Consider the following 23,516-nt stretch of genomic DNA (forward strand, 5'->3'; position numbering starts at 1 on the left):
GCTCATTCATGGCAAAACCTGATTTCCGACGGCGGCGTTGATGGCATGAAGGGCTTTGAAATAGCCCGCGCGCGCTTCGATGCTGAGACGGTACGCATCGCGGTACGCTTGTTGGGCATCGAGCACCTCGAGCAAGGTGCGGCCGCCCAATCGGTACGACTCTTGGACTTTGTCGCGCGCGGCCGCCGCCGCGCTCAACGTGGGAGCATCGTCCTTCGAAACGATGTCGTAGCTGACCTGGTATTCGCGAAGCGCCTGCTCGACGTCGGCGCGAAGGGCCAGACGATCGGCACGGAGTTGCTCGTGCGCCTGCTGCACACCGGCACGCGCCCCGGCAATGTTGCCTTGGTTGCGATCGAACAGCGGAATGGTTCCCGAAAGTGCGATTTGCCAGCCCGGTGCGTCCGGTACGCCAATTTGCTGCTGGTAACTCAGGCCGGTGCCAATCGTCAGTTGCGGAAAGGCGAGTGCACGCTGCGCGGCCAGGTTGGCGGAGGCCAGCTCCACACTGCGCTGAGATGCGAGAAAATCCGGGCGCGCCCGCTCGGCGCGTTCCAGCGCAATGGCGAGGGGCGGCGGCGGACGGGGCGCAATGATTTCGAGATCCCCGACGACATCGACGTCGGGCTCATCGGGACGCCAGGCCACGCGGGCACGCAACCGCGCGCGCGCCTTGTCCACCTCCGCGCGGGCGCGAAGCTGCTCTCGGTTCGCCGAGAGAACGGCGAGCTCGGTCCGATCCGCCTCGATGGATCCCACACTGCCGAGGGCGACGCGCGAGCGCGTGATGTCGCGAAGGCGCTGGGCCTGCGTTTCGGCATCTCGGGCAAGATCGAGCTCCATCTTCGTTTGCAGCACGTCGTAATAAGCGCCAATCGCATCGAGCACGCGCTGGCGAATCACGTCGGCATGGTTTGCCGTCGCAACCTCCACGGCCCGACGGGCGCTTTCCATGGCCGCCGATCGTTTGCCGAACAGGAGCGTGTCGATTTGATAATTGACGACGAAGTCGTATTGCGTGGGCCCGCCAGGCCGCTGCTCGCTAAAAGGGCGTCCCGGCAGCGCACCGAAGACGCGGTCCACGGTGAAACCCGGATTGGGAAGGAGCGACGCCGTCGTGTAAGCGCCCTGCGCTATTTTGACATTGGCGAGCGCAACTTGGATTTGGGGATCGCGAAGTACGGATAGACGAATGACGTCCGCGAGCGCCAGATGCACCACCGGAGGCGGCGACCGCGCGTCGGGGGCGGCTGCCGCCGGCCGCTGGCCGAGAAATCCACAAGCAACGAGAACAACGAGAAAGAAGGCGCATAGTTTCGGATAAGACATCGTGGGCGGCCGGCCCTGAGCAAGGCCCGGGCCCACTCGATCGCGGGGCGACGGGCGTGTGGACGGCTCGACATGGCCGCAGATCGCCCGACGCGCATGCCGCCCCACCCGGCAATTTGCCGTGATGTTTTCCTCGGTGCAGAGCCCAGCATCGCTCGTATCTTTTCTCCACGATGGATCCGATAGCGTCCTGGTCCGTATTGGTCGTCGACGACGATCCGGGTGTTCGTCAATCGCTGCGACTTTGCCTCGCCGCCGACGGCGCGCGCGTGCTCGGTGTCGGAAGCGCGAGGGGCGCGCTCGAAGCGCTCGAGCACGGGCACTTCGACGTGGTGCTGCTGGACCTGTGGCTCGGCTCCGACTCGGGTCTCGAAGCGCTCCCCGATATCGTGCGCCGGCAGCCCGATGCCGCCATCATCGTCATCACCGCATTTGCCACCTTCGAAACGGCCGTCGAGGCTATGAAGCGGGGCGCGGTGGATTACCTGCCGAAACCGTTCACCCCAGAGCAGGTGCGCCATGCGGTGGCTCGCGCTTTGGAATCGGTGCGGCTCAAACGACGGCTCGCCGAGGCCGAAGTGCGGCTCGAGCTGGCCGGCGCGGATGACGATTTTTTCGAAACGGAAAGTCCCTCGGCCTCTGCCATCCTGAAGCTTGCATCCCGTGCGGCCAAGACCAACGCGCCCATCCTCTTGCGCGGCGAGAGCGGAACCGGCAAAAACGTGATGGCTCGATGGATCTGGACGCGGAGCCAACGCGCAGGCGGTCCATTCATCTCGGTCAATTGCCCGTCGCTTTCGAAAGAGCTCATGAACAGCACCCTCTTCGGTCATCGAAAGGGTGCCTTCACCGGCGCCATCTCCGATGCGCGAGGGAAGGTTCAAGAGGCGGAGGGCGGAACCCTTTTTCTCGACGAGGTGGGCGACTTGTCGCCCGAGGCCCAGGTGCGGCTTTTGCGGTTCTTGAACGATCAGACGTACGAGCGCGTCGGCGAAAGCAAGGAGCGACGCGCGGACGTGCGCATCGTCGCCGCCACCAACCGCGATCTGGAAACCGAGGTTCAGACGGGCCGCTTTCGGGAAGATCTGCTCTTTCGCCTCAACGTGGTCACGCTCACGTTGCCCCCCATGCGCGAGCGGCGCGAAGACGTGCCCGGCCTGACACGGTATTACCTAGAGCGCGCCAAGATTCGACTCCACCGCCCCGAGCTCGCGTTTTCCGACGCCGCGGTGCGCGCCCTTCGTGCGCACCCTTGGCCGGGCAACCTGCGGGAGATCCGCAACGCGGTCGAGCGCGCCGTGATCCTGAGCCCTGGGCCGCGGATCGAGCCGGAAGATCTCGGCATTCCCGAGCCGTCGGACACCGCCGAAGGGCGCAGCCCCGATACGGAGGTCGCACTGGGCGCCGACGTCAGCCTCGAAGCCCTCGAACGCGAGCACATCGCCCGGGTCATTGCACGCGCGCCGACCCTGGAGAACGCGGCGAGGACCTTGGGGATCGATGCCACCACGCTGCAGCGAAAACGAAAGCGCTACGGCCTCACATGAAGGCGCTCGGGCTGGGGGGTCGCTTTCTCGTGGCGGGGGTGTTGCTCGTGGCGACGTCGGCCGCCTCCAGCGCCTGGAGCGCGCTGGCATTCCGTCGCGTGAGCCTCGTCGTGGATTCCACGGTGCGGGCGAGCGAGCAAACGGTGGCGGCCACGGGAACTCTCGCGAGCGATTTGGAGCGCGAGGACGATGCGCTTCTCTTGACCCTGGCCGACGCCGTGCGCGGGCGGCGCGAGCTTCGCGAGCGGCGTGTGCTGGTGGAGCGCTCTCTTTCGCGCCTCGAAGCGCTGCTCGACCGTCCCGAGGATCACGCGAAGACGGCGGCGCTCCGGCTCGACGTGCAGGCGTACCACGAAGCGGGAGATGCGCTTCTCGCGCACGCACACGACGCCGACACGCGCATTCGCTACCACGAGGAGGTGAATCCGCTTTTGCGGCATGCGGTGTCCGATGCGGCACGCATCCGCGAGGACGATTTTCGCTCGACACAAAACGTGGCCGCGTGGGCGCGCGATCAGGCAAGCCAGGCCACGCAGGTCCTCGCCGTCGTCTTCAGCGCGGCCTTGCTGCTCTCGATCCTGGTGGCGCTGTATCTGGCCCGCGTCGTGTTGCTGCCCATCGGAGAGCTCTCGCGCGGCGTGGACGCGATTCGACGCGGAGACTTTTCCCGGCGCGTCCAGGCACGCCACGGCGACGAACTCGGGCAGCTCGCCGAGGGGTTCAACCGCATGGCCGACGATCTCGAGGAATTTCGTCGCGCGAACATCGGTGAGGTCATCGCGGCGAAAGAGACGCTCGAGGCCACGTTGGCAGCCCTTCCCGATGCGGTCCTCGTGGTCGAATCGGGCGGAAACGTCTCGTCGGCGAATGCGCGCGCCACGGAAGTGATGCGCCATTTGACGCTTCCCGAGGGTGTGCGCGCGGCGCTGGATGCTTCGCTGCGCGGAGAGGTGGTGTCGCTCCCGCTCGATTTGTCGCGCGCGTTGGTCGTGCGGGTGGGCGAAGAGCATCGACGCGTGCTTCCGCGCATCGTGCCCATCGAGGGCCTTCCCAACGACCGCCATGGCGCGGTGCTTCTTCTCTCGGACGTCACCGAGCTGGCCCGGCTCGACGAATTGCGATTGGAGCTCGTCGCCGTCGCATCCCACGAGCTTCGCACGCCGCTCACCACGTTGCGCATGACGCTCCTCATGCTCGAGGAGCGCGCCGGCCGGCTCGACGCGACGAACCGGGAGCTCGTGAGCACCGCGCTCATGGGCGTGGAACAGCTCGCGGGCACGGTCGCGGAGTTTCTGGACCTGACCCGCATCGAAGCGGGCGAGCTGCGGCTCCAATCCGAGCAACTCGATCTCGGGCTGGTCCTTCGGCAGACCATTGCCATCGTCCAGACCCGCGCCGACGAATCGAACATTGCCATTCGATTGCACGTGAAAGACGGCTCGGCGCCGCTTCCCTTCCACGGCGACCTGGCACGACTGACCGTCGTGTTCTCGAATATCCTTCAGAATGCGCTGAAGTATACGCCGTCGGGCGCGGCCATCGATGTCACGGTCGAGCGCTCGAGCGAGAAGCTTCGCGTCACCATCTCCGACCGCGGTCCGGGCGTACCCGAAGAATTTCGCGAGCGCATTTTCGACAAGTTCTTTCGCGTAGAGCACTATCGCATCGGGTCGGACGTGCACGGCTCGGGCATTGGGCTCTACATCGCCCGCGAGATCATTCACGCGCACGGCGGGTCGATCGCGTGCGAGCCTGCCTCCGACGGCACGGGGGCCTGCATCGTCGTGGCGCTTCCCGAAAGCGCTACAACAACGCCCCGCGAAGGATGACCGCCGCGACACTGAAATAGATGATCAATCCCGTCACGTCGACGAGCGTGGCCACGAACGGTGCCGACGCGCTTGCCGGATCGAATCCCAATCGGCGAAGGACGAACGGCAAGAGCGAACCGGCGAGGGTTCCGAACGTCACCACGCCGATGAGGCTGAGAAACACGGTGAAGGCCACGAGCAAGTAATGCTCGCCGTACGTGGGCGCCACCTGTTGCCAAAGGAAAATGCGCAGAAAGCCAATGCACCCGAGCGCCAGGCCGAGCACGATGCCCGACGCGAGCTCGCGTCGCATGACCCGCCACCAATCGCGGAGCCTCACCTCGCCCACCGCCATGGCACGAATCACCAGCGTAGAGGCCTGGGATCCCGAGTTTCCGCCGCTAGAAATGATGAGGGGCACGAAGAGCGCGAGCACGACGGCGCGCGCAATTTGGTCCTCGAAATGGGCCATGGCCGTGGCCGTGAGCATCTCCCCGAGGAAAAGCGCCGCGAGCCAGCCTCCCCGCTTTTTGACCATTCGAAAGAATGCGATCTTCAAATAAGGAGCATCGAGCGACTCCATACCGCCGAACTTCTGCGCATCCTCGGTCGCCTCTTCTTGCACCACGTCGACGATGTCGTCGACGGTGACGAGGCCCTTCATCCGACCTTCTGCATCGACGACGGGGATGGCCAGCAGATCATGCTCGGCGAAAAGCTGGCCGACCGCTTCTTGATCGGTTTGCTCCCCGACCTGAACGAGATCCGTCCGCATCACGTCCCGCACCGTTTTCTCCGGTGGTGCGGCAAAGAGCTGCTTGAGCGACACCACGCCCACGAGCCGCTGGGCATCATCCATCACGTACACGTAATAGATGGTTCCCAGATGCGCGCGCGCCTGGTTCCGAAGGTAAACGAGCGCCTCGTCCACGGTCAGATTGGGCCGCACACGCGCATAACGTGGATTCATCAATCCGCCGGCAACGTCCTCACGGTACGCGAGAAGAGCCGCGACTTCCTTGCGCGTCGGGTCGTCGAGCAGGGCAAGAAGGTGTTCGCGCTGTTCGGGCGGCGAGGCCTGCACGAGATCGGCCACGTCGTCCGGCGGCGCAAGCCGGACCCAGGAGCGCCGCTCCTCGGGTGGCAGCGAAAGGACCAGCTCCGACATGTCCAGTGCCGGCAGACCGAGGAAAAAGTCCTCGGCGTCCATCTTGGGTAAAAGGTGAAATCCCTCCTGACGCTCGCTTCCGGACAGCACCACCCAGACGTCTCGCAGTTCGTCGAGGGTCAACCCGTCTTGCAGATCCGACGTTTGCTCCGGCATGCGCCACTTGCTACTTCGGAATCCGCGCAGCAACAAGTGACGTATCTGTCATCTAATGAACGGGCGGTGGTGCGGGCTCCCCGGTGTCGCTTTGGATGCAGGCCGATAAGTCGAACAACATGAACTCCAACGCCTTTTCCTGCGGCGATAGGCTGGTCGTCAGGCACCCTTGCGGCCAGTCGGGTCCGTATTGGTCGCCCACACCGGACGAGACGTGGAGATCGCTGTAGACCGCGCGGCCGCATTTTTGCTCGTCGGATACCCCGAGCGGGACGTTGAACGACATGTATTGGACCACGGCGGCCGGCGCATACGTGATCCACTGCGTCGCATTGGCCGGGTTCACGGACGCGAGGTTCTTTTTGGCGCCATCGATGGGAAGCTCTCCCGCCGGGGTCAGCGCCTGCACATTGCCGAGCCACTCCTTCATGGCTTGGCCCTTTGGGAAAGGCTTGCCATCGGGCAACGTGGTTTCGACCTTGGCCTCGATGCCATTCAGCTCGTTGCCGTCGTCCCAATCGCCTAGGTCGGTGAACTTCGTCGTTCCGAGGGCCGGACCATTGCCATCCGCATTGGGATGAAACCAGTAGCGATGCCAATGCGAGGCAAAGACGCGGCCGCCCGCCGCCGTGTAGTCATAAAGCGCGTCGAGTGCGGCTTGCGGCTTGGTCATCGGGTACGTCTGGCCCTCGCAGGAAAGAAGGACCATGTCGTACTCCTTCAAATGGCCGGCACTGGACCAGAGGCTGCCCGCGTCCCCGAAGGCGGCACCGCCGTGCGCATCATCGAACCTCGCCGTCGCGCCCCAGCGCACGTTGCCCTGGGGATCCCGCGTGGTGGCGGGCGAGCCGGCGTAAAGGTGCACACGACCGGGGCCGCCCGGGGCGGTAAATTCGGAATCGTCCAAACCGACCTTGCGGAGAAAGCACTCGAGTGCGTCGGCACCGCCCGTGGTCAGCGCCATCAAGGGGATGTCGCCCTCGCCCTTGTTTCGCGGCAGGCGTGTCTGCTCCGCGGCGAGCGTCGTGTCCTGGCATGCCCTGGTCACGTCGACATGGAGTCGTCTACGCCATTTGCCCACTTGGATGACGACCGGGATATCGTTTCCGACGGGCACGTTGGTAAGCTTGAAATGGCCCGACGTGTCCGTGATCGTGGAGACGAGCGGATCGCCCGATACGTTGCCGCAGCGATCGCACGAGGCGCCACGGGTGAGCGGACTTACGGCGCCATTCGGGACGTACACGATGACGTTGTACAGAGGCACCCTGCCAGCGGGATCGCGGACAGTGCCGCTCAGCGACGTGGTCCCACCGGCAGGGCACGTCGTCTGCTGCAGGCAGAGATGCGTGCACGGCCGCACGGTGGTTCCGCCGTCCCCAGGCCCGCCAAACGAGCCGCCCGCCCCATCGTCGGTCAGGGCGGCATCGGCACCGGGGTTGGAGAATTGCGAGTCACCGCTGCTCCCACATGCGGGAGCTAGAACGACTACCGCGAAGACCGACACGACGCCAAGGGGCCCGAATGCGCGCAGGAGCATGCGCGCATCGGAGCACCGCGCGTGCCGCCGTTCGGGCCGACACGCGCTTCGAGAAGCGAGCGAATTTCGGCGTGTAAGGGTGACTCGTCCCTGCAATGTGCCGGAGATCGCGTCGAGCGAGACCGGCAGTCTGCAGGGACGCGGCTCAATGAACGACCGGCGGGGGCGGCGGCTCGTGGTCACTGGAGACGCACGAGGCGAGATCGAAAAGCATGAACTCGAGGGCCTTTTCCTGCGGGGAGAGATCCGCATTTTCGCAACCATCCGGGAAGGTTTTCCCGTCGCCCGCATGGTCGTTGCGCGCCCCCGAGGATACGTGCAAATCCGTGAAGACCGCGCGACCGCAGATCTTGTCGTCCGCCGCGCCGATGGGTGCATTGTAGGAGACGAACTGCACCGCCGCGGCCGGCGTGGCATTCACGATGGAGCCGTCGTTCTTCTTCTGCTGATACTGCGGAATCGTCGCCCATTCCGTGGCCACGTTGCGATTGACGGAATTGAGGTTGTCGCGCGCTGCGGTGATCTTGAGCTCTCCCCGCTTTTCCGTCGCATGCACGTTCTGGAGCCAATCGGCGAACGCGATCACCTTCGGCAGATTGCTGCCCACCTGCACGACCGCGGTTTGCTCTTGCTCGCCCTGAATGTTGTCCTTCCAGCCGCCATTGTTGGCAATCGACGGAACCGGATCGGGCCCGTCGCTGAACCAATAGCGATGCCAGTGGGACGCAAACACCCGCCCGCCGAGGGTCTCGTATTCGTAGAGGGCATTGCGTGCCGCCGGCGGCTTGCTTCGCGGATTGATGGTCCCCTCGCAGGAGAGAATCACCATGTCGTACGCCTTGAGTTGGTTGGTATTGCTCCAGAGATCCGTCGAAGGCTTGAACTCGGTGCCGTTGTCGAATTTCCCGCGCGCGAATTGGCTATCGTTCGGGTCTTGGGCGATGAGGTCTTCACCTTTGTAGAGATGAATGCGACCGGGCCCGCCCTTGGTCGAAAACTCGCTATCGTCGATGCCCATGCGGCGCGGTAGGCACTCGATGGAGTCGGCGCCCCCGGTCGTGATGGCGATGAGCGGGATGTTGCCTTCCTTGCTGTTCTTGGGCAGGCGCGTCTGGTTCTTGTCGGCGAGCGGCGTGTTCACGCAGCTCGCCACCGTCGGAATCTTGATCTGCCGCCGCCATTTCCCAACCTGGATGACCAGCGGAATGTCGGCCCCCACCGGCACGCGCGGTATCTTGAACTCGCCCTTGGCGTTGGTCAGGGTCCCCGTGAGCGGATCCCCCGAATAGAGCGCCGAATCGCAGCGATCGCACGACGCGCCGGTCTTGATGTCACCAACTGGCGCATTTGGCACATACACCGCCACGTTGTAGAGCGGCACCTTTCCGGCGGGATCGTAGACGATACCGCTCACGGTTGTGTCACCCCCGTTCGGGCAGTCCACCTGCTGACGGCACAACCCGGTGCAAGGGCGGGCATCCAGGGTGCCGGCTTCGCCAAAACGGGGATCTCCATCGGGCAGTGAGCCATCCGGGTCCTGGGGACCGGGAAACTCCGAGCCGTTGGAACTTCCGCAGCCAGGCGCGAGGGCTATGAGCCCGGTGGCCACGAGAACGAGACTGACAAGCAAAGTCGAATGGGAGCGCATGGGCGAAGACCTCCGCTCCCTCATGGCCGCTCATGGCGCAATCCGCGTCAATTTGCACACGGCACACGCTGATTTGTAGCATGTTGAGCCACACGCTGGACGAGGCTGCTATTTCGGCTGAACCGAGTGAGGACCATGAACCCGGCGTTCTCGCATCAACGCACCGGTCGTGCGGATCGGCAAACTCCGTAAATTGTCCTGCGGTGTCAGCCGCTCTGAACAGCAGACGCGGAGGTACACACCGTGCTTAGCGGCCCGCATGTCCGCGGGTCTGGTTCATCTTCTCCGTGATCGACGAGGCGTTTCCTCGATCGAATATGCGCTCCTTCTATTTGCGATTCTGCTCGTCGTCGGCGGTGGCTACCGCGCGCTCGCGCGCAACGATGCGAAGGCCACGCGCACGACGACGCGCGTCCTGCAGGGCGGTGACAGCGATCTCGTGGCTTCGGGCGGCCAGTACACGGGAACGGGGAGCGGGGGCGGTGCGAGTGGTGGCGGGGGCGGTGCGCTGGGGGGGACGGTGTGCGACGGTCGATCGTGTGGTGCCCCCGGAGGCAACTGCTTCGTCGCGGGCACGCCCGTGTGGACCGCGCGAGGCGAGGTCGCGATCGAGAACGTGGCCAACGGAGACCTGGTGCTCTCGCGCGACGAGAAGACCGGCGATGTGCGCGAAGCGCGGGTGGTGACGACGTTTTCGCACGTGGCCAAGGCGCTGCTCGAAGTTGTGCTTCTTGGAAGCGACGGCGCGGACGTCCTGAGCGTGACGCCCGAGCACGTCGTTTGGTCGCGCGAGCGCGGATGGATCGAGGCCGGTGCCCTGGCACCGGGCGAGACGCTGCTCGATCGAAGGGGCAACGTCGTGCAGGTGGAATCGGTGACGAAGCTCGTACGCGAGGCGGTCGTCTACAATTTCGAAGTCGAAGCGACGCACACGTATTTCGTCGGCCATCTCGGGACATGGGTGCACAACGCGTGCAATCCTTTTCAGACCCCGACGCCGACGGTGCCGGGCATGACGACCTATTACACGTCCAATGCCTTCAACCATGGCCACTTCTCCGGAACCGAGACGTTCTGGATGAATCAGAGCAACGGCGTCATCACGTTGGATAAGCCTCCCACGAACTGGCTCGGGCAAACGACGGGTTACACGAGCTTCAACGGCCAATACGTGGGACTCGGCAGCACCGCCATCAACGACGCCACGACGGCGAACCCGCACATCCATACGGTGCCGGGCATGTGGGACCCGTCGGCCGACGTCGTGTTCACCGATACGCTGTCGGCCTGCACCGTCGTGGTCTACGACTCGAGCCTACTGCACGTGCACGCACTGACGCTCAATGCCGCCCCCTACAATGGGGATATCCAAGCTTATTTGAACGATCCTCAACACGGAGCCGTCAACAAACCGCCCGCCTTCACCGTGACGCCCCAAATGTACAGCTTTCCCACGGGCGTCGGCTTCCTCTACGGCGTCAACCAAGACAACGGACGCAACTGGTACCTCGTCTCCTATCCGCACGGCTCGCCCACGACGACCACCTACGTCGGCACGACGACGCGATAACGTGGAACTTCACCCGGGCGGCGAACGAAGCAGGCGCTCGCGAAGGCGCTCGATCGTCGCCTCCCACGCGGCCGCGGTCGTGCCTTCGCGCCAGAGCGAAGCAAGCTCGGACTGCGCCCCCACGACGGCCGCCAAGGCTGCGAGTGCGCGGGCTGCGTGAGTGTCGTCCGGCTGCCAATCTTGCGCCAAGGCTGCCACATCCTCGGGCAGACCTGCCATATCGCCATCACGCGCCGCCGCGATGAGCGCCGCGGCTGCCACGGCGGCCGAGCCTTGGTCTACATCGAGGTAAGCGGCGCCCGTGGCCTGCTCCAACGCGGAATCGATGGCCGCATTCGTATCGTCCTCGGCCCAACTGACCCAATCGAGTGCGCCGTCATTGTCGAACGGCCCGTGTCCCCATGCGCCCATATCATGTCACCCGATCACAACGCGCGGATCCCGCTCGCCGCGGAAAAAGAGCTCCAGGCGCTCGACCACCGCGAATGAGCTCCAAATGACGGACTCTTCGAGCCCGACGATCTCGGTCTCGGTAACGCGCTGTTCCTCATCACTCTCGTTCGCACGCCATTCGTACATGAAGATGAAACCCGGCGCCGTTGATCGCCAAAAGCGAATAGGCTCAACCATTGGTGACGGAGGAGAAGCATTTCCAACAATCGGCCATTTTCCACCCTGAATGGCATCGATCGCACACACGATTCGGAACGCAACGCCATTTCGGACTACCTTCTCGACAGGGAGTCTGACTGCACTTTTCACGTCATAGAAACCCACCAAATTCCCACGTAGAACGTGTCCATAAGCAATGTCCCCGTCGCTCAGTGGGATTTCGAAGACGTCTCCAAATCGAGGCGCAATTTTTCGGCGAGCCATATTTTTCTATTCTCCCGGCGCTGTCCAGGTGGGTGGCTTGTCTCCGAACCTCTCGGACAGCGGGAGCTCCGCCGACATGAAGAAAGGACGAAGTGGGTTATCTCGAGCGATTCCATTGATGGCATTTCCGGACGACCCTTCCTCACTCTCGGGACCACCATAGTGGTCAATGAGCTTTTGCTCGCGTCCTCGAATCGCCGCGTAGTTCTTGACAAGTTGCTCCAAATTCTCCGCCGTTGGATATTTGTCTATCTTGCCGCTGGCGTACGCGTCAAGCTTGGCGCTCGCCCCCTCACTCGCGTACTTGCGCATGTGATGGCCGCCCCATCGATCTCGGACGGCACGCTCGGCCGCGTCACGGTCCGTCTCGCCGTCGCGGACAAGTGCGGCGGTTCTTCCCGAATAGACCGAACCGTCGCTCAGACGCATTGTGTACGTCGCAAATACGTACCGAGTCTCCTTCCCGAAACGACTGGCGAGCGCGAGCGACTTGGCTGTGAGGTAGGCAGCTTGCGCCGAGGCGGAGGCCGATGCGGCCAAGTCTTTGAGCCGCTCCACCCGGCCCTCGACCCCCTCGGCTACGCTATTGGCGAAACTGCGAACTTCACGCCGTACGGCGGGCTGCGAGTAATAGAGCTCGGTGACGGCCAAATATGCAACGAACGCAACCGCGCCAATGGCTACCGCCGCCTGGGCGACGGTCCCCGTGGGATCCGCGAGCAGCAAGGGCTGATTGCGCGCGTATCCGTAGAGATTGCACTCCGTCGGGCTCTCGAGGCACTTATCCGGCTGCTCTAGGAACAGCGGGTCGGGCGTGAGGAAGCGCGAAAGCAGCGGGTCGTAGTCACGCACGCCCATGCGAACGACGCCCAGATCCGGGTCCCAGCCCTTGGCGGCGTAGTCGATGGCCTCCGATTCATCGGGGTGAACGTCCCGCTCCCCGAAGGGAGAAGGGATGCGTGGGGTGCCATCGGTGTCGGAAAGAATGCTGCCGACCAAGTCGGTGGCGACGGCTTTCATCTGCTTGGCGCCACGGCCTCCCAGCTGCGTCGTCGTACGCAATACGGCAACCGTATGGCTGCCGATGGCGACGGGCTCCGTGATGGACGTCTCGTCCACGAATGCGCCGCCATCGAGGTACGCCGCCACCGGCTGGCCGCCAACCCGCTTGGCGATGCGTCCCCCTGTCTCGTCGTACAGGTAGCTCCACGATTTCGTCGACGTGGAGGCAGAGGCCACTTGGCCGTTCGCCCCATACGTGAGGATGACGTCATCGCGTTGCACGACCCTCCCGAGCGAGTCCAACGTGTGAAAATGCCGCCCCGCCGACAGCACACTCCCGCGTCGCTCGAGCGTGCGCACGTCGCTCGTGCCATGTGCATCGTGTTGAATGCGCGCCGGCAGCCCCGTCGCATCATAGGCGTAGGAATAAGCATCGCCAGCGTCCTTCGACGAAGCGAGAAAGCCTTGCGGGGAATAACCGAATGCTCGGCGCAACGACGTCGCGCCGATGGAGATATCTTGGTAGTCGAGAAAGCCGCGCGCGTTCATGCGCGTTCCCAACGTGGACGTCCAACTGGGGGTCTGCGTGCGAACTCCGGTGCGCGCGCGGGTCAGGGGATCGTAGGTGAACGCTACGCTTTCGCCGTGCGCGTACGGGCCTGAAAACCGCGCAGACGCCATTTGGCCATTGCCGTTGAAGGCGTACGTCGCGAAGGCATTGCCATCGACATCGAGAGAAACTTGCCGGCCGTAGGCGTCATAGGCGAACGCGCCGTCGGCCGTGGCCAGCAGCCGCCCTTGGCCGTCACGCAGTGTCGTGACCCGGCGGCGCACGGCCCCGCGCTCGTCGTACGTGAGGTCGACGTCGACCTGCCGCCAGCCCGCGATGGACGTCGAGCGATGCGTCTCGACGCCGTCGAGCCGATACGCCATCGTCTTCGCGTATCCATCGCCGGTGACTGCCGTCACGAGCCCGCGAGCATTGCGTGCGTCCGGCGTCTTCGGAGTAGCGCCGTCGCGGTAATATTGGAACGACTGCGTCTCGTCGCCGGGCACGTCCGTGTGCGTTTCCTTCGCGACGCGCCCGATCCCGTCGTATTCGTAGACGACTTTGCGCACGATGCTTTCGGGCGCCGCACCGGGCGGAAAGAAATCGCGCTCTCGAAGCAGTCCGGTGCGCGCGTCGTAGCCGTACGTGATGGTCGCCACGCCGCTACGGTCGATGCGGCTCGGCCGGCCATAGCTGTCGTAGTCGATCTTGTGAACCGATCCGTCCGCGAGGCGAATGCGACGCACGCGACCACTGACGTCGTACGTGTACTGGCTTTGGGCGCCCGCCTGATCGCGGTACGCCACCATGTGCATCTGCTCGTCGAGCGATGTCAGGGTGGACGTCGCGCCGTTCTCCACGTCGGTCCGCGTCAGGTCATCGCCGAGGCCCAAGGTGGTGGCGATGTCGCGCTGAACGTCGGCGTGAAGCTTGTGCGACTGGGAGATGGGTGCGCCGAACAACCCGGATTGTTCGACGCCGACGGCTTGTGCGGAGCTGTACAGAGCCGATACGTCGAAGGTCGCCACGTCGACGTTGGTCGTCGGTTTGACGAGGGCGGTATTCCGCCGCGCGGCGCGTTCGCGCTGCGTGAGCGAATCGAAAACCCAGCCTTCCGGCACCAAATGGAGCTTGGCCAGCTCCTGGCCACCGCCCGAGAAGATCTCCGCATGGTTCGTGTAAATGCCATTTGCAGCATCGACCAGCAATTTCGATTGAACCAGCGCAGGAATGACCCCACTCGCGTAACGGTACGTGTACGACTCGAGCGGGACCTGCTGCGAGTTCGTTCCCAAGTTGTCCCACGACGCCGACAGCCGCTCGAGCGCGTCTAAGGCGAAGCTTCGCACGTAGGGCCCACTTCCGCGGTCCACGGCGAGCGACACCATGGCATCCGTGAGCGGATCACGCGCCGCCGTCGTGATGACGCCATCGGGGCCGGTGATGCCCGAGAGCATGCGGGTCTTCGGATCGTAGGCAAACGTCGTGGTGCCGCCGGTCGGCGTCGTGATGCTCGTTGGCAGCCCATCGATGTCGTAAATGAGCGACTGATCCACGAACGCCGCGCCATTCGTGCCGAACAGTGTCAGCCTCTCCAGGAGACCTTCGTGCGTGCGGGACATCTCGGCTTCATGCCGAAAGTCGAGTGTCGGATCGGAATGGCTACCGGTTGCGATGACGTGCTTGTCGAGGCATGCCATCGACTCGGCGAATGGCGGCAAGTCGTGAAATGTCTTCGTCGTCAGGAGCTGCCCGGCGCGCGTCGTTTTGCGTACGCTGGAAGGACAGATATCGCGCTCGTACGCTAGATACTCCGTTTGCTCGAAAAACGGATTCGGTCTCTGCGGATCGGTGCTGCGCCATCCCCCTCCGTCCCGTTTGACGCGCTTCCAATGCACCCCGTGGGTGACGGCGTCTTCGTACTCCTTGAAGGCGAATCGCTCGAGCGCCGGCGAAAGCTCGTCGCGCTCGGTGTGTTGAAGCAGCAGCCCCGCCCAGTCGTCGCCGTTGAGAAACGACTCCGTCGTCCAATCGAGCTCGCCGCGCCGCTGAACCTGCGCATACCCCACGAGAAACTTTCCCGCGGTGTGAAGCTGCGGTTGCGTGTACGCGTACGCGTTGACGACCGGATCGACACCGGTGGTGGTCAGCTGCACTTGGGTGAGCAAGCTGTTGCGGTATCGGACACCTGCCTCGGGGGCCGCACGGCCATACGTAAATTGTGCGACGGTACCGCGGCCGTCGTTGGCGCTCGACATGAGCCCGACACCGGGGGCATCCAGATCGAAAATGTATCCGAGGCCGTCCTTCGCGTAAGCCAATCCAGTATTGCCCGTGCCACCGAGGTCGAGCACCACGGGCTTGACCCCCTGCAGGTGCGCGCTGCGGAATGCCGGCATATCCATCTGGCGAAACATCGAACCGTTGTTCGTGAACAGCATCGGCGTGGTGCCGCCGGAAAGCAGCATGTCGGCCAAACCGTCATTGTTCGCGTCGAGGAAGGATACCTGGTAAGGCGACATATCGCCGATCGACTGCCCAAGCGTATTGACGACGGGAAACGATTTGCCGGCCCGCTCGAAGGTGTAATTGCCCTTCCCGAACCAGACGACAATCGACGTTTGGGTGCCCGCAATGAGATCAGGTATTCCATCTCCGTTGAAGTCATTGACCCACGCGACGCTTGGGGTGAAGGATGGCGTCAACACGCCGGAAATCGGAGCGCCGAACGCAACCCCCGACGCCGTGCTCTGGTTGGGAAGAACCTTGTATCCGCCCGTCTGCACCAACACGAAATCGGGCTGATGATCCCGATTCAGGTCGACCAGCCGGGTCGTCGGCCCCGGATCCCATTTGCCCGAGAGCTGCATTTGTTGCAGGAGCGTGCCATCGCGCTCGCACACGAAAAGCGCCGTGAGCGACGGGCTCGCGACGAATCCGAGCACATTCAGGGCATCGGAGTCCGCGTGCAACCGCGCCAGAGTACGCGGCGCATTGGCGGGCGCTGGCGCAGGCCGGCACGTCGAATTGGCCGATGGGGATGCCGGTGGCAGGGCCTCGCTGACCCAGCCATCGTTGGTCTGCCGCAGAAGACGCTGATCGAATGCGAGCTCGAGATCGGGCCGGCCGTCGAGATCGATGTCGGCAGAGCCCGAGCGATTCGGCTGAATGGAATCCGCCCCGTTCTTCGCGAGCACGGCGTCGATACCTGCCGCGCGCTGCTCACGCGCCTGTGTCAGATAGTCGGTCCCCATCGTGTACGTGTACGCGATCGCGGGCATGCGCCCATTGGGGAACACCTGCTGAAGGCCCGTCAGGAAGAAGGCCAGTCCGCGGGACTCCTCGGTGTACGAAATCTCGTAACGATAGCGCTCGACGAACGCGCCGCCCTGCGCCACCTTCGCATGAACCGCGGTGATGCGCCGGTCCAGCGTTCTCGGTTCTCCGGAGCGATAATCCACCGTGGAGACGGACAGCGGCGAATAGTCGAACGTGAGTTGATACTGCCTCGGCACGAGGCTCGTGCCGCCATACGTCACCGTTGTGAGAAAGGGCCGTCCCGACGGATTTTTCTCGTATGTAAAGGTGGCATTGGCCCCCAACACCGTCGTAACGTCGCGCAGATACCACGCATAGGTGCCCGCGGCCGTCGTGCTCCGCGCCGCACCGCCGAAGGTCCAACGCGATCCATCGGGCAGATACGCCACGAGGTCATCCCCCGAGACGAGTACGCGAACCGGCGATTTGAGCCCCACCGGATACCACGCGGCATCGGTGCCCTGGACCATGCGCCCCCACGGCCCCGTGAGCTCGTCGGTGCGGTAGTCGATATCACCGAGAATGCGCGTCCGCTGAATGACGAGGTTCGGGACACTCCATCCAACGCCCCACTCCGAGAGTCCATGCTCGGCGCTGTACGTGGGAAATACCGATGCAGCCAGCGCACCACGCTCTCCCGGCACGTCCACCGGCAGCGGCAGCGAAAACACGCCGCGACTGACATCGCCCGGCCCAAAGGAAAGCGACGCATACTGCCCCGTCACGGAGCCGCGCGTCGGAGCACGCAGCTCGGGCGGCTGCACCCGTGCATCGCTGAACGGCGTGGATTGCGCCCACGCGGTGCGGGCGAAAAGCGCAATAAGCACCGAAGCAAGGAGATGCCAAACAAATCGCATATTGGCCTCATTCGGCGCCGAAGCCGTCTTCCTTCAACCGCAAGCAATATCAATTCAAACACACAGACAACGAATCTATCCGATTAAAACCTATTCATCTTCCTCGTCGTCCACCGCACACAAAACGGCACCTTCTTTGGCGTAGGCTTTGACAAATTCGTCCAAAAGAGACTTTAAACGCTCGGGCGACATTTGGTCGATGAACCATAATTGATAAATCTCGAAAACAAGTTGTGACTTATCGAACGTCCCCTCAACGTCGAGAGTAAGCTGGGTCAGCTCGTAGTCGATTCCGGCTTTGGAAATAAAAAAATCGAATCCAAAAAGCCGATCCTCGGCCGCCTCCTGCACTCTCATGGCGCGCTGTTGCGAAGCAGAGATCCAACTTACCATGTTGCTGTCGTCAGGAAAGTGAATGGGATACCACTCGGGCAAAGCCTCGACCTTGGCCGCCACTCGTAGCGCTTCGAATTTCTCCATGAAAGCGCGCCGCGTCTCACGATAGTTCGGGGGGTTCATTTTACGATATTATGACCGGCCAAAATTTCGATGTCGACACGTGCGTCCGTACCACGGACACCTGGAATGTAGAAGGACTTGCGATCGGGCGGCGAGCCGCCTCCTGCAGCCGTCTTTACAATCCAAGCTTCGGCAGCCACGAATGCCACCGCACGTTCCTTGCGCTGCGATTTCGTCAACTCCCCTCTGAGCGCCTCGAGCCCTGCGAGTGCCTGCGCTGCTGTCACCGGACTCGACTGCGAGAATACAACTGATTTTTCGAGGTGACCACCCTGAGCCTGCAACCGAACTACATATTTATCTTGTCGCTTGTCTTTCGCGTCCTCCTTCGCGACCGCCTTGTCACCACTGTCAGCTTTATCGGCTGGCTTTGCCAGCAGAACAGGAGGGGAGTCTGTTTGGTCTTGCGTGGCCGGCTTCGTAGAGCTCGACGTTACCGACGAAACCAACTCCTTCAGGCGATCCGCGGCTTGCGACGCCGCCGCGCGCAGATCCCTCTGCACGGCAGGTTGCTGCAGATAGAAGTGAAGGGTCAGCGCCGTGAAAAAGATGACGCCGGCCGCTGCCTCCGCGCCGTCATCGACGCCTGCGAAGGTGCCGGTGGGATCCTTCAGTTGCGAAGGCAGGTTGCGGGCATAGCCATAGAGGTTGCACTCCGACGGACTCTCGATGCACTTCTCCGGATGCTCGAGAAAGAGTGGGTCGGCCGTCAGGAAGCGCGCGAGCAAGGGATCGTAGTCGCGAACGCCCATGCGAACAACGCCGAGATCCGGGTCCCAAGCCTTGGCCGCGTAGTCGATGGCTTCCGACTCATCGGGGTGAACGTCACGCTCACCAAAGGGGGAAGGAAGGCGCGCTGTGCCGTTCGTGTCGGAAAGGATCGTGCCCAAGAGGTCCGTGGCAAGGACCTTCAACTCTTTGGTGCCCGCACCTCCGGCCGGTGTCGTCACACGCAGCACGCCCACCGTTTGTCCATCGACGACAACAGGCTCGGTCATCGACGTCGCATCGACGAAGGTCCCGCCTTCGAGGTACGCGGCAACCGCCTGGCCTCCAACGAGCTTGGCGATGCGTGCACCCGTTTCGTCGTACAGGTAGCTCCACGCCTTGGTCGACGTGGAGGCCGAGGACACCTGCCCGTTCGGCCCGTAGGTCAGGATGACCTCATCGCGCTGCACGACCCGTCCGAGCGAATCGAAGGTGTGAAAGTGGTGGCCGGCCGACAGCACGCTTCCTCGTCGTTCGAGAGTGCGCACATCACTGGTCCCGTGTGCATCATGCTGAATGCGCGTAGGAAGGCCCGTCGGATCGTACGCATAGGAATAGGCATCCGTTGCGTCCGTCGATGAGGCCAAGAAACGCTGGGGCGAATAACCAAATGCGCGACGCAGGGACGTACCGCCGACCTTGATGTCTTGCGAACCAATCAGCGCACGCGCGTTCATGCGCGTGGTCAGCGACGAGGTCCACCCCGCCGTCGTGGTTTGGACGCCCGTGCGCGTACGTGTCAACGGATCGTACGTGAAGTTCACGCGCTCGCCGTGCGCGTAGGAACCAGAAAAACTGGCGCTCGCGACATGGTCATTCGTGTCGAACCCGTACGCGGCGAACTCGTTGCCGTCGATATCGAGTTTCGCCTGTCGGCCATACGCGTCGTACGAAAACGACTCGTCGTTCGTCGCGAGAAGATTCCCCCTACCGTCACGCAGTCGAATCAGCCGCCCGCGCGGCCTTCCGCGATCGTCATAGGTGACATCCACATCGGCTTGGCGCCAGCCGGCAATCGTGGTCGAACGATGCGACTCGAGCCCGTCGAGGCGGTACTCCAACGTCTTGGTGTAACCCTCGCTGGTCACCGCCGAGAGAAGCCCGCGCGCGTTGCGTGTATCGGGCGACGATGGGCTCGCACCGTCATGGTAGTAGCGGAACACCTGGGTGTCGCCGCTCGGCACGTCGACGTGCGTCTCGTTTACGAGCCGCCCGATTCCGTCATATTGATAGAGAACCTTGCGAACGACGCTGTCGAGCCCTCCGCCGGGCGGGGAAAAATCCCGCTCGCGCAAAAGCCCCGTCCTCGCGTCGTAGAAATACGCAATCGCCCCGACACCGCCCCGGTCGATGCGGATCGGATGGCCATACGCATCGTAATCGATACGGTGCTCGGCACCGTCCGCAAGGTGAACCCGCCGTACGCGACCAAAGGCATCGTAGTCGTACGTCATCCGAGCGCCAGCCTCGTCCCGGTAACCGACGGTGTGCATGCGCTCGTCGAACGACGTGACCGTGGACGTCGCCGCGTTTTCGACGTCGGTGCGGGTGAGACCATCGCTCAAGCCCAACGTCGTGGTTACGTCCCGCTCGACGTCCGCGTGCAGCTTCTGCGACTGCACGACGGGAAGGTCGAAAAGGCCTTGCTGCGCGACCCCCACCTGTTGCGCCGAGGCATAAAGCCCTGGCACATCGAGCCCAGCCACGTCGAAGTTGGCGGTCGCCCTGGTGAGCGACGTGAGACGGCGCACGCTGCGCTCGCGCAGCGACAGGGAATCGAAGACCCAGCCTTCGGGGGCCGCGTGCAATTGGGCTAGGGTCTCGCCGCCGCCCGTCATTGCCTCCGCAGTCCTGGCGTAAATGCCACGCGCTGCGTCGACGAGCGTCGTCCCTTGGACGAGTGCGGGGAGGTTCCCGTTCGCATAGCGGTAGCTGTACGTCTCCAGCGGCAACTGCTGCGAACTGCGCCCGAGGTTGTCCCACGAGGCCGACAGCCGTTCAAACGCGTCGAACTCGAAGCTCCGCACGTACGCTCCGCGGCCACGGTTGACGCCAATCGAGATGATCGAATCAGTGATTGGATCACGCGTTACCGCGGTCGCCACACCGTCCGCGCCCGTGATGCTGGCAAGAAGGCGCGTCGTTGGATCGTACCCGTACGTCGTCGTCCCGGTTGCCGGCGTCGTGATGCTCGTTGGCAGCCCGTCGATATCGTAGATCACCGATTGATCCACGAGGGCCGTACCATTGGCGTCGTACAGGGTGAGCCCTTCCAATAGCCCGTCGTGGGTTCGCGCAAGCTCCGCCTCGTGGCGAAAGTCCAGTGACGCGTCAGCGTGCGTTCCCGCTGCGATGATGTGCTTGTCGAGACAGCTCAATGATTCGTTGAACGCCTGCAAGTCGTAGAACGTTTTCGTTGTCGAAAGCTCGCCCGCACGCGTTATCGTGCGTGTACGCGACGCGCATACGTCCCTTTCGTATGCCAAATACTGCGTCTGCTCGAAGAACGCGTCCGTTCGGCTTGGATCCGTGCTCCGCCAGCCTTTGCCTTCGCGTTTGACGCGCTTCCACGCAACACCGTGCGTGCGCGCATCCTCGTATTCCTTGAACGCAAACCGCTCCACGGCCGAAGAAAGGTCGTCGCGCTCGGTGCGCTGGACCAACAAGCCGGCCCAGTCGTTCCCATTGAGAAACGACTCCGTCGTCGCATCGAGAGGGCTGCGCCGCTGCACCTGCCCGTAACCCACGAGGAACTTGCCAACGCTGTGCAGCGTCGGCTGCCCATAGGTGTAGTCGTAAACCACTGGGTCCACCCCCGTGGTCGTGACCTGCACGCGCGCCAGTACGCTGTTGCGCAAGCGCACGCCCGCTTCGGGGGGTGCGCGATCATAGGCGAATTGCACGACGGTGCCACGGCCATCGTTGGCACTGCTCATCAATCCCACCCCTGGGCCGTCGAGATCGAACGCGTACCCCAGGCCGTCCTTTGCATAGGCCAGTCCCGTGTTGCCCGTGCCTCCGAGATCGAGCACCACCGGGCGGACACCCGGCAAATGGCTGCTGCGGAACGCGGGCATGTCGAGCTGTCGAAACATCGTGCCGCTGTTCGTAAAGAGCATCGGTGACGTGCCGCCGGTCAGCAGAAGATCGGACAATCCGTCGTTGTTCGCGTCCAAGAACGAGACTTGGTATGGCGACATGTCCCCGATCGATTGGCCCAGCGTATTTACGACGGGGAACGACTTCCCTTTCGTCTCGAACGCAAAGTTCCCTTTTCCGAACCACACGACGAGCGACGTTTGCGTGGCCGCAATGAGATCAGGTATTCCATCTCCATTGAAGTCGTAAACCCAAGCCACGCTCGGCGTGAACGACGGTGAGAGCAGCCCGGTGATGGCGTTGCCAAAAGCCACGCCGGAGGCCGTGCTCTGGTTCGGCAAAATCTTGTAGCCCCCCGTCTGCACCAATACGAAATCAGGCTGATGATCGTGATTCAGGTCGACCAGGCGCGTCGTCGGTCCCGGCTCCCATTTTCCCGGCACCTGCATTTGCGACAAGAGCGTGCCATCGCGTTCGCAAACGAAGAGAGCCGTCGCCGATGGACTCGCAATGAGGCCCAATACGTTCAACTGGTCGGAATCGCCACGCAAACGGGCCACCATGCGCGGCGAATTGCTCGGCGCCGCCGCCGGCCGGCACTGCGAATTTGCAGAGGACGACGGTGGTGGCAACGCCTCGGCGACCCAGCCTTCGTTGGTTTGCCGCAGCATGCGCTGGTCGAATGCCAGCTCGAGATCGGGCCGGCCATCGAGATCCGCATCGAACGAGGACGAGCGATTCGGCTGAAAGGAATCCGAGCCGTTCTTGGCGAGCACCGTGTCGAGACCCGCCGCACGTTGCTCGCGGGCTTCTTTGAAGTAATCGCTTCCCAGCGTATACGTGTACGTAGTGGCCGGCATGCGGCCGTTGGGAAAAACCTGTTGAAGGCTCGTCAGAAAGAACGCGAGCCCGCGGGACTCCTCGGTGTACGCAATTTCATAGCGATACCGCTCGGCATATGCACCTCCTTGAGCAACACGTGCATGCACCGCGGTCACACGTCGGTCGAGGGTCTTTGGCTCACCCGACCGGTAGTCGACGGGTGAAACCGACAGCGGCGAATAGTCGAACGTGAGCTGGTATTGCTTGGGCGCGAGCTTGGTCCCGCCGTAGGTCACCGTGGTGAGGAACGGGCGCCCCGAAGTATTCTTCTCGTAAGTAAACGTCGTATTCGAGCCAGTGGCCGTCGTGATATCGGTCAGATACCACCCGTACGTGCCGGCCGCCGTCGTGTTCCGCACCGCTCCGCCAAAGGTCCAACGCGACCCATCGGGCAAGTAGGCCACGAGCTCCTCCCCCGATGGGACCACGCGCACCGGCGTCTTCATTCCCAACGGATACCAGGCCGCGTCGTCACCCAGGATCATGCGACCCCACGGGCCCGTCAGCTCGTCGTTTCGATAATCGATATCGCCGAGCACCCTCGTGCGCTGAATCACCAGCGCGGGGACGCTCCAGCCCACGCCCCATTCCGAAAGCCCGTGCTCCGCGCTATACGTGGGTATCACCGCGGCCGCGAGCGCGCCACGCTCGCCGGGCACCGCAACGGGGAGCGGAAGGGAAAAGAGACCGCGGCTGACATCACCGGGGCCGAAAGCCAAGGATGCGTATTGCCCGGCCAGCGACCCGCGTGTGGGGGCGCGAAGCTCCGGCGCCTGCACGCGCGCATCGGTAAATGGAGTCGTTTGGGCCGACGAAGTGCTTGCAAACGATGCAACGACGGCTGCGGCGAGGATCTGCCAGATCGTACGCATGTCA

General features: G+C 63.4%; 12 protein-coding genes. 3 read left to right on the top strand and 9 right to left on the bottom strand.

Annotated elements, in window-relative coordinates:
- Window positions 1-6: 6 nt before the first annotated feature.
- Window positions 7-1,329, bottom strand: a complete 1,323-nt coding sequence (locus tag LZC95_25275) for a TolC family protein (protein WXB00113.1) — start codon at window positions 1,327-1,329, stop codon at window positions 7-9.
- A gap of 173 nt (window positions 1,330-1,502) precedes the next feature.
- Between LZC95_25275 and LZC95_25280 the strand changes: the two genes are divergently transcribed.
- On the top strand, window positions 1,503-2,876 hold the full coding sequence (locus LZC95_25280) for a sigma-54 dependent transcriptional regulator (GenBank protein ID WXB00114.1): 1,374 nt from the start codon (window positions 1,503-1,505) through the stop codon (window positions 2,874-2,876).
- Window positions 2,873-4,705: an ATP-binding protein gene (locus LZC95_25285; GenBank protein WXB00115.1), complete on the top strand. Its 1,833-nt coding sequence runs from the start codon at window positions 2,873-2,875 to the stop codon at window positions 4,703-4,705. Before LZC95_25280 ends, LZC95_25285 begins: the two co-directional genes overlap by 4 nt.
- Here LZC95_25285 and mgtE read toward each other — a convergent pair.
- The 3 genes from mgtE to LZC95_25300 form a co-directional block, all read right to left on the bottom strand.
- Window positions 4,680-6,011, bottom strand: coding sequence for a magnesium transporter (gene mgtE, locus LZC95_25290; protein ID WXB00116.1), 1,332 nt, complete (start codon window positions 6,009-6,011; stop codon window positions 4,680-4,682). The two genes, LZC95_25285 and mgtE, sit on opposite strands and share 26 nt — an antisense overlap.
- A 52-nt stretch (window positions 6,012-6,063) precedes the next feature.
- On the bottom strand, window positions 6,064-7,551 hold the full coding sequence (locus LZC95_25295; protein WXB00117.1) for a carboxypeptidase-like regulatory domain-containing protein: 1,488 nt from the start codon (window positions 7,549-7,551) through the stop codon (window positions 6,064-6,066).
- Between the two features lie 145 nt (window positions 7,552-7,696).
- Complete coding sequence (locus LZC95_25300; protein ID WXB00118.1) at window positions 7,697-9,199, bottom strand: carboxypeptidase-like regulatory domain-containing protein; 1,503 nt, start codon at window positions 9,197-9,199, stop codon at window positions 7,697-7,699.
- Between the two features lie 259 nt (window positions 9,200-9,458).
- On the opposite strand from LZC95_25300, the gene LZC95_25305 reads away from it, so the two are divergent.
- Entirely contained in the window at window positions 9,459-10,769 is a 1,311-nt protein-coding gene (locus LZC95_25305; protein WXB00119.1) for an HINT domain-containing protein, read from the top strand.
- Between the two features lie 9 nt (window positions 10,770-10,778).
- Here the strand turns inward: LZC95_25305 and LZC95_25310 are convergent, their stop codons facing one another.
- From LZC95_25310 to LZC95_25330, 5 genes are all read right to left on the bottom strand, one after another.
- Entirely contained in the window at window positions 10,779-11,180 is a 402-nt protein-coding gene (locus LZC95_25310; protein ID WXB00120.1) for a DUF4259 domain-containing protein, read from the bottom strand.
- A gap of 6 nt (window positions 11,181-11,186) precedes the next feature.
- A complete protein-coding gene (locus LZC95_25315) occupies window positions 11,187-11,645 on the bottom strand; it encodes an immunity 26/phosphotriesterase HocA family protein (GenBank protein ID WXB00121.1) in 459 nt (152 codons plus the stop codon).
- 6 nt (window positions 11,646-11,651) lie between these two features.
- On the bottom strand, window positions 11,652-17,372 hold the full coding sequence (locus tag LZC95_25320) for an FG-GAP-like repeat-containing protein (protein ID WXB00122.1): 5,721 nt from the start codon (window positions 17,370-17,372) through the stop codon (window positions 11,652-11,654).
- A gap of 90 nt (window positions 17,373-17,462) precedes the next feature.
- Window positions 17,463-17,891 carry a hypothetical protein gene (locus tag LZC95_25325; GenBank protein ID WXB00123.1) on the bottom strand — a complete coding sequence of 143 codons (429 nt, stop codon included), beginning with the start codon at window positions 17,889-17,891 and terminating at the stop codon, window positions 17,463-17,465.
- Entirely contained in the window at window positions 17,888-23,512 is a 5,625-nt protein-coding gene (locus LZC95_25330) for an FG-GAP-like repeat-containing protein (protein ID WXB00124.1), read from the bottom strand. Before LZC95_25330 ends, LZC95_25325 begins: the two co-directional genes overlap by 4 nt.
- Window positions 23,513-23,516: the final 4 nt, after the last annotated feature.

It is taken from the genome of Sorangiineae bacterium MSr12523 (genome assembly GCA_037157775.1).
Classification (GTDB): domain Bacteria; phylum Myxococcota_A; class Polyangia; order Polyangiales; family Polyangiaceae; genus Pendulispora; species Pendulispora brunnea.